The sequence below is a fragment of the Sphingobium sp. HDIP04 genome, from assembly GCF_000445085.1.
Taxonomy (GTDB): domain Bacteria; phylum Pseudomonadota; class Alphaproteobacteria; order Sphingomonadales; family Sphingomonadaceae; genus Sphingobium; species Sphingobium indicum.
In genome coordinates this window covers 40,453-53,329 of the sequence record NZ_ATDO01000055.1, presented here as the reverse complement: position 1 = coordinate 53,329, position 12,877 = coordinate 40,453, and the positions used below count along the sequence as shown (strand labels likewise).

The following is a 12,877-nucleotide window of genomic DNA, read 5'->3' as shown; positions in this document are numbered from 1 at the left end:
CCCCTTGGCGGCGCGCCTCGCCGATGCGGTGCGGCGGGCGGGCGAGGACAATGTCCTGCAAACGGGCCTCGCCTTTGCGCAGCGGGGAAAGGGAGGCAGCCTGGCCCTGACCGATGCCCGATTTTCGGCGCGCAGCGGTGCGCGGATCGCCATTCCGGGGGGCGGCCGCGTGACGGTCGGCTGGCCGGGCAAGGGCGGACAGCCGGTCGACTGGGCGCTTGACGGGGCTATCACGACGGAGGGCGGCGGATTTCCCAGGGCGGCGCTGCGGCTGGCGCGTCGGCCGGGCGGAGGCCTGGGCGGACAATTGTTCGTTGAACCCTATGCGGCGGGCGATGCCAGGCTGTCGCTGGAGCCGGTGCGGTTCGTCGCGGGGCCGAAGGGCGATACGCGCTTTTCGACGCAGCTGCGGCTCGACGGGCCGCTTCCCGGCGGAAGGCTGCGCGGGCTGGCGGCGCCCGTCGAAGGGCAGATGAGCGCCGACGGCGCATTGGCGATCAACCCGCGCTGCGTGCCGATCTCGCTGATCGAGGCGCGCTATGGCAATTTCTCGCTTGGGCGGACCCGGCAGACGCTGTGCCCCGTCGGGCGGTCGCTGCTGGCGGTCGGGCCGGGCGGCGTGCGCGGCGGCGCCGAAATCCGCAAGCTCGCACTGGCCGGGAAAAGCGGGGATAGCCCGATGCGCCTTTCCGCCGACAGCGCCCGCCTTGCCATGGGGCGGCAGGGCTTCGCGCTCGCCAATGCCGAACTGGCGATCGGGCCGCAGGATTCGCCGGTTCGGCTGAGCGCGGCGACGCTGACCGGAAAGGCGACGGCCAAGGGGCTGGGCGGCCGATTGACTGGCGCGGGCGGACGGATCGGGTCCGTGCCGCTGATCGTCGAAAATGGCGCGGGCGACTGGAGCTTCGCCGACGGCGCGCTGAAGCTGGCCGCCGGGATGACGGTGCGCGATGCGCAGGCGCCGGGCCGGTTCGAACCGCTGAACGTCCCCGACTTCGCGCTGACGCTGAAGGATTCGAGGATCGCCGCGACCGGATCGCTGCGGGCGCCGCGCAACGACGCGCTGGTCGCCCGTGCCGTGATCGCGCACGACTTGGGCAGCGGGCGCGGCAAGGCGGATCTGGCGGTTCCGGGATTGTCCTTTGGTCCGGGTCTGCAGCCGGAGGATGTGACCCGCCTCGCCCTTGGCGTGGTGGCCAATGTGACCGCGCAGGTCAGCGGGGAAGGGCATATCCGCTGGAACGGAACGCATGTGACCAGCGACGGCCTGTTCCGGACCGACAATGTCGCCCTGGCGGCGGCTTTCGGCCCGGTGGAAGGGCTGTCGGGCGAACTGCGCTTCACCGACCTGCTCGGCCTGGTCAGCGCGCCGGGGCAGGAAGTGCGGATGAGGTCGGTCAATCCGGGCGTGGAGGTTCGCGACGGCCATGTGCGCTATCGGCTGGAAGCGGGGCAGAAGGTGCGGATCGAAGGGGGCGGATGGCCCTTTTCCGGGGGGCAACTGGTCCTGCTGCCGACGACCATGGATTTCAGCGCCGATGTCGACCGATACATGACCTTCCGCGTCATCGGCCTGGACGCGGGCGCCTTCATCCAGGCGATGGACCTTAAGAATATTTCCGCCACGGGGACGTTCGACGGCATCATGCCTCTGATCTTTAACGCGCAGGGCGGGCGCGTGGCGGGCGGCGTGCTGACCGCGCGGCAGCAGGGCATGCCGCCCCTGATGATGCCGGAGGGCGTTCTGCCCACCATCCCCTGCGATCCGACGCGCCAGTCGGGGACGCTGTCCTATGTGGGGCCGGTGTCCAACGAGCAACTGGGCGCGATGGGCCGGCTGGCCTTCGATGCGCTCAAGAATCTCCAATATAAATGCCTTACCATCCTGATGGACGGCGCGCTGGACGGCGAAATGGTGACGAACGTCGTCTTCAACGGCGTCAATCGCGGGCAGATTGGCGGGGCGCCGGCGGGTCTGGCGCGGAATTTCACCGGCCTTCCCTTCATCTTCAACGTGCGGATCGCCGCGCCTTTCCGGGGCCTCCTGGGAACGGCGCAATCCTTCATCGACCCATCGACCCTCATACAGAACAGCATAGGCGACCAGATGCAGGAGGCGATGCGGTCCAGGATGGGCCAACAGGGGGTTGCAGTTCAGCCTGCCGAAAGCGAAACTATGCGAAACGGGGAGCAGAAATGAAGAAGCGAACGATCATCGCGGCGGGCTTCGCCGGTTTGGCCCTGGGGGGCTGCATCCAGGTGAAGGCGCCTGACAAGCCCATAGAGATCAACCTCAATGTGAAGGTGCAGCAGGAAGTCGTCGTCCGCCTGCAACGCGACGCGCAGGATTTGATCCAGAATAATCCGGAGTTGTTCCCGCAATGACACGCAAGTTCTTGATGATCGCTGCCTCGGCCGCGGTGGCGCTGGCGACCGGCCTGGTCATGACCTCCCCCGCGCGGGCGCAATCCGGCGCCGTCGCCGCCGCCATGAGCGCGGGGACGGTGGGCGAACAGGCCGACGGCTATCTCGGCATTGCCGGATCGGTCAGCGACGCGGTGCGGCAGGAGGTCGAATCGATCAACATCAAGCGCAGGGCCGCCTATACCGACCTTGCCGGCAAGCGCGGCGTGACGGTGCAGGATGTCGCGGCGGCGACGGGATGCCAGACGCTCAGCAGCCGGGTGAAGCCCGGCCAGGTCTATCGCATCGGCGCCGGCGCGTGGCAGACCAAGGGCGCCGGCCCCATCGCGCTGCCGGGCTATTGCGCCACGGCCGGCTGATTTGCCAAGGGTCGCCCGGCCGCGCTAGTGGACTTTGGACCCAGCTTCGTTCGGGCGGGAAAATCTCCTGCCCAACGACGGTTGACACTCCCCAAAGCCCTTTCTAAACGGGCCGCGCCTTGACGGGTGCAGCCGTAACCGCCATGCCGCCTGACGTTGGCTTCTAAAGCCTGGACGGAGGGATGCGGCATGGCAGCGGATGCACCGGGGCAGGACCCGGCGGGGGAGGATGCGCGGATCGCTTCTTTGGAGGAGCGGATCGCACAGGCCGAACAAGCCGAAAAGGTCAGACAGGGGACACAGGTGCAGCAGGCGGACGATGGGTCGCGCCTGGGCAACAGGGTTCTCGCGGAGCTGATCGGCGGTCTTGCCGGCGGTGCCGTGGTGGGTGGGACTTTGGACTACTTCCTGCGGACATCCCCTTGGCTCCTGTTGGCATTCCTCGGTCTTGGGATCGTGGCGGCGTTCAGGAACATCATCAGATTGACGACGACGAAGCGTCCCGACTGACAGGGACGCTTTTATCTTGGTCCGAAGGTTTAGGCGTTACAGGGGTCCAGCGTGGCAGAATCCGGCAAAATCGATCCGATGCACCAGTTTGCGATCGAACCGCTGTTCGGTACGGACCATCTGTCGATCGGCGGCTTCAACATCGCCTTCACCAACAGCGCCCTCTATATGGTGGCCGCCGCTGTCGTGCTGTGGATCTTCGTCGTCGGCGGCATGAAGCGGGAACTGGTCCCCGGCCGCTGGCAGATGGCGGTCGAATATATGACCGGCTTCATCAAGAGCCTGCTGATCGCCAATGTGGGCGAGGGCGGCAAGAAGTACATACCCTATGTCTTCTCGCTGTTCATGTTCATCCTGCTGGCGAACCTGCTGGGCCTGCTGCCGCTCGGCCTGGTCGGCCTGCACCCCTTCACCTTCACCAGCCATTTCACCGCGACCGGCGTGCTCGCGATCATGAGCTTCTCGATCGTGCTGGCGGTGGGTTTCTACAAGCATGGCCTGCACTTCTTCTCGCTGTTCGTGCCGCACGGCACGCCGCTGCCGATGATCCCGGTCATTTTCCCGATCGAGCTGATCTCCTTCATGGTGCGCCCGTTCAGCCTGGGGCTGCGACTGTTCGTTGCGATGACCGCCGGCCACGTGCTGCTGAAGGTGCTGGCGGGCTTCGTCATCAACGCATCGAATGCGGGCGTCGGTTACGGCCTGACCGTCGGCAGCGCCAGCTTCATCCTGATGATCGGCATCAGCGCCCTGGAAGTGCTGGTCGCGGTGATCCAGGCCTATGTGTTCGCGCTGCTGACCTCGGTCTACATCAACGATGCCGAGAACCTGCACTGATTTTCCGTCATTACCTCAACGTTCGAATAGAATTTAGAAAAGGAGTTTAGAACATGGACGCAGAAGCCGCAAAGCTGCTCGGTGCTGGCCTGGCCGCCATCGGTGCGGGCATCGCCGCCCTCGGTGTGGGCAACGTCTTCAGCTCGTTCCTCGAAGGCGCGCTGCGCAACCCCGGCGCCGCCGACGGTCAGCAGGGCCGCCTGTTCATCGGTTTCGCCGCCGCGGAACTTCTGGGTCTGCTGGCGTTCGTCATCGCCATGATCCTGGTGTTCGTGGCCTGAACAGCCGCTTTGGGGCGGGCATAGATGACTCCATGTCATCCATGCCCGTTCCCTGATTGACCGCGCCCCGATCGGACGGACCCGAAAAATGCCTCAAATCGCGCAAATTGCCGAAACCTATTCATCGCAGATCTTCTGGCTGCTGCTGACCTTCGGTTTCGTTTTCTTCGTCATCGGTCTCGGCATGGTGCCGAAGGTCCAGGCGACGGCCGATGCGCGCGACGCGAAGATCACCGGCGATCTGGATGCCGCCAAGGCGGCTTTCGCCCGCGCTGACGAGGCGGAGGCCGACTATCGCGCCCGCGATGCCGAAAGCCGCGCCGTCGCCCAGGCAAGCCTGGCCAAGGCGAAGGCGGAGGCGGCCAAGGCTTCCGAAGTCCGGCTGGCCGCCGCCGATGCGGACATCGCAAGCCGGATCGCCGCGGCCGAAGCCCGCATCAAGGCTGCAACCGACGCAGCCATGGCAGAGATTGAAACCGTTGCCGCTGACGCAGCGCGCGACATGGTGGCTCGCATTTCCGGCGTCAACGCGTCGGAAGATGCAGCCCGCAACGCAGTAAAGGCGGCACTGGCCCATGGCTGAGGCAGCACAGCATAAAGCTGGAGAGCAGGGTGGGGCGGAAGCCCCGCACCTGAACGAGGCTATCCATGCCGAGGGGATGGAGCCGGTCGGCACCGTCGCCCATGAAGGCGTGGCCCCGCATACCGACCCGAAGGCCGTCGGCATGGACGCCACGGCCTGGGTCAGCCTGGCGATGGCGGTGTTCATCCTGATCCTGCTGGTCAAGAAGGTGCCCGGCCTGATCGGCGGCGCGCTGGACGGCCGGATCGCCCAGATCAAGGCGCAGTTGGAGGAAGCCTCCAAGCTGCGCGCCGAAGCCGAAGCGCTCAAGGCCGAATATGAAGCCAGGCTGGCCGCCGCCGCCGGCGAGGCTGAGACGATGCGCAAGTCGGCCGAGCATGAGGCGGCCACGCTGCTGGAGGATGCGAAGGCCAATGCGGCCGCTCTCGTCTCGCGCCGTCAGAAGATGGCGGAGGACAAGATCGGCGCGGCCGAGCGCGCGGCCATCGCCGACATCCGGACGAAAGCCGTGCGCGCCGCCACCGGCGCCGCCGCGTCGCTGATCGCGCAGGGGCATGACGCCAAGGCCGACAAGCTGCTGGTCGACGACGCGATCAAGGGGCTTGGCCCCAGCGTCTGAGCCTGTTCCAGGGGTGGAAAAAGGGCCGGTGCGGATCGTCGCGCCGGCCTTTTTGTTTGTCTGGTCGTGTGGGCGTTTGTGGTTTGGGTGGGCCATTAGCGGCCCCTAAATCCTCCCTACGCGAAGCGTGGGGAGGGGGACCATGCGAAGCATGGTGGAGGGGAAATTCGGAGGTCGTGCCCCATCCCCTCCACCACCGCTTTCAGCGGCGGTCCCCCTCCCCATCAAAGATGGGGAGGAATAGGAGAGGTCCGCTCTCCACCCGACCCCCCCTATTTTGCCATCTCAATCCGCCGGCGCCATTGCGATCCTCGCCCGGCCCGCTATTTCTGCCGCATGTCCGGCCCGCAATCTCCCGATCGTTTCCATGAAGACAAGGCGGCGTTCACCGTCACCGGCAGCCAGCCCGACATGGAGGCGGGCGTGGAGGCGATCCGCACCACGCTTAAGGCCCTGCCGACGCGCCCCGGCGTCTATCGCATGCAGGATGCGCGAGGGGACGTGCTCTATGTCGGCAAGGCGCGGGCGCTGCGCAACCGCGTGACCAGCTATACCCAGGTGGACCGCCTGCCCAAGCGGCTCCAGCGCATGGTCGCCCAGACCCGTTCCATGACGATCGTCACCACCAACAGCGAGGCGGAGGCGCTGTTGCTGGAGGCGCAGCTCATCAAGCGGTTCCGCCCGCCCTATAATGTGCTGCTGCGCGACGACAAGAGCTTCCCCTTCATCCTGCTGCGCGAGGATCATGACTTCCCCCGCGTCCAGAAGCATCGCGGCGCGCGCAAATATAAGGGTCGCTATTACGGCCCCTTCGCCAGCGCCGGATCGGTGACGCGGACCATCAACGCGCTGCAAAAGCTGTTCCTGCTGAGAAGCTGCACCGACAGTTTCTTCGCCAATCGCTCGCGGCCCTGCCTGCTCTATCAGATCCGCCGCTGTTCCGCGCCTTGCGTGGGCAGGATCGACGACGCCGCCTATGGCGAACTGGTGAAGGACGCGCAGGATTTCCTGGGCGGCAAGTCGACCGCCGTGCAGAAGAAACTGGGGGAGGCGATGCAGGCGGCATCCGACGCCATGGATTTCGAGCAGGCGGCGGTGCTGCGAGACCGGCTGAAGGCGCTGACCTTCATCCAGGGCAGCCAGGCGATCAATGCCGAAGGGCTGGGCGATGCGGACATCTTCGCGCTCGCGGCCAGGGGCGGTGCGATGTGCATCCAGGCCTTCTTCATCCGGGGCGGGCAGAATTGGGGCCATCGCAGCTTCTTCCCCGTCCACACCGCCGAAGTGGCGGAGGATGAGGTGCTGGCCAGCTTCATGGCGCAATTCTACGAGGAGGTGCCGCCGCCCAAGCTGATCCTTGCCGATCGCGCGCCGGCGGAATGCGAACTGATGGCGCAGGCGCTCACCGAACGCATCGGCTCCAGGGTCCGGATAGAGGTGCCGCAGCGCGGCGAGCGCACCCGCCTGATCAAACAGGCGCAGCGCAATGCCGTGGAGGCGCTCGACCGCCGCCTCGCTGAAACCACCACCCAGGCCAAGGTGCTGGAGGAGATGGTGGAGGCGTTCGGCCTGGAGGGCGTGCCCGACCGGATAGAGATATACGACAACAGCCATATCCAGGGCAGCCATGCGCTGGGCGCCATGGTGGTCGCGGGGCCGGAGGGTTTCCGCAAGAACGCCTATCGCAAGTTCAACATGAAGAACCCCGAAACCTCCCAGGACGATTTCGCGATGATGCGCGAGATGTTCGAGCGACGCTTCGGCAGGGCGGCGCGGGAGGATCCGGATCGCGACAGCGGCGAATGGCCGGACCTGGTGCTGATCGACGGCGGCAAGGGGCAATTGTCCGCCGCCCGCGCCATATTGGAGGATATGGGCATAGAGGATGTCTGCATGATCGGCATCGCCAAGGGGCCGCACCATGGGCGCGAAGGGCGGGAGGTCTTCCACATGCCTGACGGGCGGGAGATCAGTTTCCCGCTCAACCATCCCGTGCTCTTCTACCTCCAGCGCCTGCGGGACGAGGCGCACCGCTTCGCCATCGGCGCGCACCGGCAGAAGCGCAGCAAGGCGATCACCGTCAGTTCGCTCGACGAGGTGCCGGGCATCGGCCCGTCCCGCAAGAAGGCGCTGCTGATGCACTTCGGAACCGCCAAGGCGGTGAAAAGCGCGGCGCTGGAAGACCTGCTGAAGGCGCCGGGCGTTTCCAAGGCTGTGGCGCAGCAGGTCTATGACTATTTCCACGGCTGATCGGCGTCAGGGCATTCCCTGCGACGAACGGAGCCATCCCCGTTTGACCATCGCCATTTGACCGGGGCATGATTTCCTTTCCATAAGGAGCGGCCCGCCAGACAATATGCATCGGGCCGGATGAAGGATGTGCGTCACGCGATGAATGGGCCGGGCGAAATCGCGATGCGCTTGAGCTGGTGGGACGCGCGGACGCTGTCGGCCCTGCGCCCCTGGCAGACGCTCAATTTCACCCGGCTGTTGCTGGCCGTCATCTATGCCGTGGTGAGCTTCGGCTTCTCCAGCGCCCGCCACTGGGCGGAGATCGCGGAGCATGCGCTGATCCTGCTCATGCTGTTGCTGGCGCTGGCCGCGGTGTTCCTGTCGTCGCGTTCCTGGGTGACGGACATGCGGATCAGGCGGCCGGTCATCTATCTGGACACGCTGCTGTTCCTGGCGCTGCTGGTCGTCACCAACCCGTCCAACAGCCCCTATTTTTCCGGCAGCTTCTTCGTGGCCATCGAAGTGGCGTTGATCGTGCGGCGGCGGCTGCACCTGCTGGTCGCCCTGATGGCCGGGTTGGTGGCGGTCGGCACCACATGGGCCGACCAGATCATTTCCCTGCCTTCGGAACCCGAAGCGGAGCGGATCGTGCTTCGCGCCTGCTTTCTGGCGGTGGCGATCCTGGTGACCGGCGTGTTGCTGGGACCGCGCCGGGAAACGCTGCTGGAATTCGAACGGGACCGGCGCTTGCTGGAGGGCGAGCTGCCGCCCGCCGGCGGGGATCACGGCCCGTTCCTGCTCCATGCCCTGCGGCTTGCGACCGGCGGGCAGGGTGTTGCGGTGCTGTTCCGCCTTGCCAGCCATGAGCCCCCGCGCTTCGCCAGCAGCGCGGCGCGGGAAATGCCGTCAGTGGGTTTCGGCAACCTGCTGACGGCGGAGACCGGCTGGCATGACCGGAAGAGACATGCGTCGATTTCCCTGTCGGCCGATGGAATAGCCGTGCTGCGGCCATTGTCCGCGGGCGGCCGGGCATGGACGTCGCTGCTGGACGCCGAAACGCTGCTGACCGTCAGGGTGACCATCGGGACTTTCGAGGCGGTGGGAGCGGCCCGCCTGGGCGATCCCTGCCATGAGGACCGCGTCGCCATCGCCCAGCGGGTCTTCGAAAGCGCGTGCGAGGAACTGACCGTCCGCAACAGCCTGGACCTTGCCCATGTCATCGCCGGCGCGCGGGAGCGGGAACGGTTGCAGCGCGAACTGCACGACAGCGTCCTGCAGGCGCTGGCCAGCATCCGTTTCCAGATCGCGCCGCTGCTGGGCGGGCAGCAGGTTGAGCCGCGCGCCGTGATCCAGAATGTCGACCGCATCGCAAAGGACCAGATCGCCACGATCCGCTGGATCATCAATCCGGAAGCCGATGAGGAGGATTTCGCCTATCTGCCCGAAACGCTGGCGATGGTGGTGCGCTCCCTGGGGGAGCAATGGGGCATAGGTTGCGAGTTGAAGGTGGAGGACGGCAATTGCGCGACCAGCGCGCTGATCGGCCGGGAACTGAGCTTCGCCGTGCGGGAGATCGTCGCCAATGCGGTGCGCCATGCGGGGGCGACCATGGTGAATTTCGCGCTGGAGCCGGACGGCAACCGCATCGCCCTCCAGGTCAGCGACGACGGCGTCCCCAACATGGCGCGGCTGGGGTCGAGCGGGGCGGTGCCTTCGCGGTCGCTGATGCGGCGGATACAGATGTTGGGCGGGGAGGTGTTCCTCCAGAATATCGGCGGGCGCACGACCATCCGCATCACCGTTCCGCGCAAGTGAGGGGCGGCCGGACTTTATCTTTTCCGATGGCTCGCCATATCCGTTCGGCGCCGTAGAACTTTTCCCCAGGCCGCGCATTTACCTGGCGTTTACCAACATCGCAGATAGTCGCGGAGAGGTTGGCGTTCGGAGGAGGTCCGGTTCCATGGTGCGAATGGTGAGGGACCGTCTCTACCGCAAGAGCGTGGCCGTCGTGCTGTCGATGCAGGTCAATCTGGAGCGGATCGTCGCCATCTGGATCATGGCCGCCGCCTTCGCCTGCGGCCTGCGCCTGGCCTTTCCCGCGACGCCCTACAGCGGAACGCCCTGGGGAAGCGGGACGGGCCTGCTGCCCTACCTGCTGGTCGTCGGTGCGCCCGTCGGGTCGCTGCTGCTGGGATTGAAGCTGTTTCCGGCCGGACGCATCCATGCCCAGCCTGCCTTTCGGCTGGCGCAGGTCGGGCGCTGGCGCAAGGTGGACTGCCTGAAGGCGCGGGAGATGTCGCAATTCGGCCTCTATGGCGTGATGGCGTCGCTGCTGGTGGGGATCGCGCTGAACGTGCCGGTGCGCACGCTGGAATTTCTCGGCTCCATTCCCGCCCTGGGCAGCTATTCGCCGCCGTGGTTCGTCGGTCTGTACAGCGTGATGCTGGCGGACGTGGTGATCCTGTCCAGCCTCTACATGTTCGCCTTCGCCATGGCGCTGCGGCTGGCGCCGCTCTTTCCGCGCTTCCTGGTAATGGTATGGGGCATCGATCTGCTGGCGCAGATCAGCATTGCGCATCTGGTCGCCGGGATCGACAATGTGCCCCATGGCGTAGATGCCGCGTTGCTGAACATGCTGACGGGCAATGTGAAGAAGGTGCTGATCAGCGCAGCCATCTGGCTGCCCTATCTGCTGCTGTCCGATCGCGTAAATCTGACCTTCCGTCATCGGGTGAGCGCGAGCTAGGCATGCGGGATCAGGCTTCAGGCCGGAAATTCGGATGGAAAGCGACCTCTAAACTCGTCCCCGGGGCAGGTCGTGCTACTGCGAAAGCAGGAGTTCCGTCCCGGGCGGCTCCTCCTATTGCTTGAACCGGGGCTATCAAGAAGCGCCAGCCTTCTTGGGGAGCACGGCGCGCTTACATCTCCATTGGACCTTCCAAGCCAAATTCCCCCGCGGCAGGGTGGCAAGCTCGATATTGTTCCTGAATGGGACAGATGCAAACCGCTTTGTTTACGGGGCTTTGCAAGCCGAGTCGTGGCTGATTCGCGACGATTTCCAGAGATGCGGGCGGCGGCGCCGTTCAAGTCATGAGATGGGCCTGTCCCGAATAGCCTAGAGCGAAGGTATTAGCCGAACGGGTAATCCGGCTTTGCGAGTGCAACTATTCTGCTCAAATAAGCGCTGTTGCAACAGGTGTAATTCCTATATTATTTTAAATATAAATACAGAAATATTCTTGATATTTTTGAATTTATTGCAAATATCAAAAATATAAAAAATAAAAATTTCAATAAACTTGGCAAAAATCCCTAATTTCCTAAAAGCATATATCCAAAGATATATTCAGCAACTACTATCATTTACTTATGGAAATGAAATTGGTTGAAGGAAAAGGTTAACAAAAAATTGCCATAAGATACTGATAAATAAACATATTTTTTACCATGTTGACTTGCATCAGCTTTGCTTCAATTTGATCGCAAGTTCTACGGGAACTGCCAACTGCCTGGCGATCGGAGCATACCGACGCCGGGGTCGCGAGGTGGACAGGCCCCTACCGTGGAGCTGTGCAAGAGCAACTGGGAATTGCTCCCAGCTACTAGGGGTAAAAGTGATGACTTTTGTGAAAAGCTTGTGGGCTGACGAAAGTGGTGCGTCGGCTGCCGAATATGCGTTGATCCTGGCGATTGTCGGCACCGGTATTGCGCTGGCTGCCTGGAACCTGGGCGGCGCGATCAAGAATTCGATGAACACTGCCACCAACTGCATCAAGACGGTGGGCACGAACACGGCGCCGACCTGTTAAGCAACAGCTATAGGGATAAAAGACATGACTTTTCTCAAAAATTTGTGGGCTGACGAAAGTGGTGCGTCGGCCGCCGAATATGCGTTGATCCTGGCGATTGTCGGCACCGGCATCGCACTGGCTGCTTGGAATCTGGGCGGCGCGATCAAGAACTCGATGAATGCGGCGACCAATTGCGTTGCGACGGTCGGCACCGGTAATGCTCCGGCAGCAAATTGCTAATCAATGAAATAGGAAGGCCGGTTACTGATTGGCCTTCCCGTAAACTTCAATTCCGGGGGGAGTTGTCGTGGGGCAGCGCAGATCTCTCATAGTCCTTGGCCTGGCGATATTGCTGGGCCTCGCGGCTGTTTTCATCGCCAACTCCTATCTGACCAGCGCTGAAAAGGCGCCCCAGGCGGAAGGCGGAATGGCGAAGGTCGTAGTGGCGACCGTCTCGCTGCCCTTCGGATCGGCGGTCACGGCAGAGAAAATCCGCGTGGTCGACTGGCCCGCCAATTCGGTGCCGCCCGGCGCTTTCCGTGATCCCATCCAACTGACCTCGCTCGGCAAGGGCCGCGTCGTCCTCCGGCAGATCGAGCCGGGCGAGCCGATCCTGGCCTCCAAGCTCTCCGGAGAAGGAGGGCGCGCCACCATGTCGGCGGTGCTCGCCCCGGAAATGCGCGCCGTCGCCGTCCGCGTCAGCGATGTGGCCGCCGCGGGCGGCTTCGTGCTTCCAGGCGATACGGTCGACGTCTTCGTGACGCGCACGCTCCAGGACCCGATGGGCGGCGCCAGCCAGCAGATCACCGACGTGCTGTTGCAAGGCACCCGCGTCATCGCCATCGACCAGAACGCCAACGACACGTCGAAAGACCCGGCCGTCGGCAAGACCGCCACGCTGGAGGTCAACCAGGTCGACGCGCAGAAGCTGGTCCTGGCCCAGCAGGTGGGGCAGCTCACGCTGGTCCTGCGCAACCTGACCGACAAGCCCAATCCGGCGGTGCAGACCGTGGGGATAGAGGATTTGCGCGACGGCGCCTATGTCGGCGGCTATGCCGGTCCCCGCGCCCGCGTCGCCGACATGGCCTATCTGCCGCCGCGTCCCGCCTCCGCCTTCCGCCCGGCGCGCCGCGCCGTGCCGAAGAACATGAACGCCCTGCCGTCAACCGCATCGGTCGAAATCGTGCGCGGCACGACCGGCACCAGCTATGAGGTGAAGCGCTATGGTTCCCGCTAAGTCC

General features: G+C 64.5%; 14 protein-coding genes. All 14 read left to right on the top strand.

Annotation, left to right across the window (positions count from 1 at the left end):
- The coding region (locus L286_RS29520) for an intermembrane phospholipid transport protein YdbH family protein (protein ID WP_037492981.1) at nucleotides 1-2,200 on the top strand (2,200 nt) is incomplete at its 5' end.
- Nucleotides 2,197-2,385: a YnbE family lipoprotein gene (locus L286_RS29515; protein WP_007685342.1), complete on the top strand. Its 189-nt coding sequence runs from the start codon at nucleotides 2,197-2,199 to the stop codon at nucleotides 2,383-2,385. The genes L286_RS29520 and L286_RS29515, both read left to right, overlap by 4 nt.
- The gene (locus tag L286_RS29510; RefSeq protein WP_007685344.1) at nucleotides 2,382-2,783 is read left to right on the top strand and encodes a YdbL family protein; all 402 of its coding nucleotides are present in this window, start codon (nucleotides 2,382-2,384) and stop codon (nucleotides 2,781-2,783) included. Before L286_RS29515 ends, L286_RS29510 begins: the two co-directional genes overlap by 4 nt.
- Nucleotides 2,784-2,972: 189 nt before the next feature.
- Complete coding sequence (locus L286_RS29505) at nucleotides 2,973-3,293, top strand: AtpZ/AtpI family protein (RefSeq protein ID WP_007685346.1); 321 nt, start codon at nucleotides 2,973-2,975, stop codon at nucleotides 3,291-3,293.
- A 51-nt stretch (nucleotides 3,294-3,344) separates the two neighbouring features.
- Nucleotides 3,345-4,130, top strand: coding sequence for a F0F1 ATP synthase subunit A (locus tag L286_RS29500; RefSeq protein ID WP_013040519.1), 786 nt, complete (start codon nucleotides 3,345-3,347; stop codon nucleotides 4,128-4,130).
- A 53-nt stretch (nucleotides 4,131-4,183) separates the two neighbouring features.
- The gene (locus tag L286_RS29495; RefSeq protein WP_004207392.1) at nucleotides 4,184-4,411 is read left to right on the top strand and encodes a F0F1 ATP synthase subunit C; all 228 of its coding nucleotides are present in this window, start codon (nucleotides 4,184-4,186) and stop codon (nucleotides 4,409-4,411) included.
- Nucleotides 4,412-4,499: 88 nt separating this feature from the next.
- Complete coding sequence (locus tag L286_RS29490; protein ID WP_020821135.1) at nucleotides 4,500-4,994, top strand: F0F1 ATP synthase subunit B family protein; 495 nt, start codon at nucleotides 4,500-4,502, stop codon at nucleotides 4,992-4,994.
- Nucleotides 4,987-5,613: a F0F1 ATP synthase subunit B family protein gene (locus L286_RS29485; protein WP_025160884.1), complete on the top strand. Its 627-nt coding sequence runs from the start codon at nucleotides 4,987-4,989 to the stop codon at nucleotides 5,611-5,613. The genes L286_RS29490 and L286_RS29485 overlap by 8 nt, the downstream gene beginning before the upstream one ends.
- 336 nt (nucleotides 5,614-5,949) lie before the next feature.
- Nucleotides 5,950-7,863 (top strand): excinuclease ABC subunit UvrC, encoded by a 1,914-nt coding sequence (gene uvrC / locus L286_RS29480; RefSeq protein WP_020821136.1) that lies wholly within the window; start codon nucleotides 5,950-5,952, stop codon nucleotides 7,861-7,863.
- Between the two features lie 120 nt (nucleotides 7,864-7,983).
- Nucleotides 7,984-9,660, top strand: a complete 1,677-nt coding sequence (locus tag L286_RS29475; RefSeq protein WP_020821137.1) for a sensor histidine kinase — start codon at nucleotides 7,984-7,986, stop codon at nucleotides 9,658-9,660.
- 145 nt (nucleotides 9,661-9,805) lie between these two features.
- Nucleotides 9,806-10,591, top strand: a complete 786-nt coding sequence (locus L286_RS29470; protein ID WP_013040515.1) for a DUF2569 family protein — start codon at nucleotides 9,806-9,808, stop codon at nucleotides 10,589-10,591.
- Nucleotides 10,592-11,462: 871 nt separating this feature from the next.
- Nucleotides 11,463-11,654, top strand: coding sequence for a Flp family type IVb pilin (locus tag L286_RS29465; RefSeq protein ID WP_021223144.1), 192 nt, complete (start codon nucleotides 11,463-11,465; stop codon nucleotides 11,652-11,654).
- Nucleotides 11,655-11,678: 24 nt separating this feature from the next.
- Nucleotides 11,679-11,876 (top strand): Flp family type IVb pilin, encoded by a 198-nt coding sequence (locus tag L286_RS29460; protein ID WP_020821140.1) that lies wholly within the window; start codon nucleotides 11,679-11,681, stop codon nucleotides 11,874-11,876.
- 67 nt (nucleotides 11,877-11,943) lie between these two features.
- Nucleotides 11,944-12,873, top strand: coding sequence for a Flp pilus assembly protein CpaB (gene cpaB, locus L286_RS29455; RefSeq protein WP_029986686.1), 930 nt, complete (start codon nucleotides 11,944-11,946; stop codon nucleotides 12,871-12,873).
- Nucleotides 12,874-12,877 lie beyond the last annotated feature (4 nt).

Excerpts from the sequence above, each read along its gene's own strand:
- L286_RS29515 (WP_007685342.1), top strand. The coding sequence starts at position 2,197 with ATGAAGAAGCGAACGATCATCGCGGCGGGCTTCGCCGGTTTGGCCCTG.
- L286_RS29510 (WP_007685344.1), top strand. The coding sequence starts at position 2,382 with ATGACACGCAAGTTCTTGATGATCGCTGCCTCGGCCGCGGTGGCGCTG.
- L286_RS29505 (WP_007685346.1), top strand. The coding sequence starts at position 2,973 with ATGGCAGCGGATGCACCGGGGCAGGACCCGGCGGGGGAGGATGCGCGG.
- L286_RS29495 (WP_004207392.1), top strand. The coding sequence starts at position 4,184 with ATGGACGCAGAAGCCGCAAAGCTGCTCGGTGCTGGCCTGGCCGCCATC.
- L286_RS29490 (WP_020821135.1), top strand. The coding sequence starts at position 4,500 with ATGCCTCAAATCGCGCAAATTGCCGAAACCTATTCATCGCAGATCTTC.
- L286_RS29485 (WP_025160884.1), top strand. The coding sequence starts at position 4,987 with ATGGCTGAGGCAGCACAGCATAAAGCTGGAGAGCAGGGTGGGGCGGAA.
- uvrC (WP_020821136.1), top strand. The coding sequence starts at position 5,950 with ATGTCCGGCCCGCAATCTCCCGATCGTTTCCATGAAGACAAGGCGGCG.
- L286_RS29475 (WP_020821137.1), top strand. The coding sequence starts at position 7,984 with ATGAAGGATGTGCGTCACGCGATGAATGGGCCGGGCGAAATCGCGATG.
- L286_RS29470 (WP_013040515.1), top strand. The coding sequence starts at position 9,806 with ATGGTGCGAATGGTGAGGGACCGTCTCTACCGCAAGAGCGTGGCCGTC.
- L286_RS29465 (WP_021223144.1), top strand. The coding sequence starts at position 11,463 with ATGACTTTTGTGAAAAGCTTGTGGGCTGACGAAAGTGGTGCGTCGGCT.
- L286_RS29460 (WP_020821140.1), top strand. The coding sequence starts at position 11,679 with ATGACTTTTCTCAAAAATTTGTGGGCTGACGAAAGTGGTGCGTCGGCC.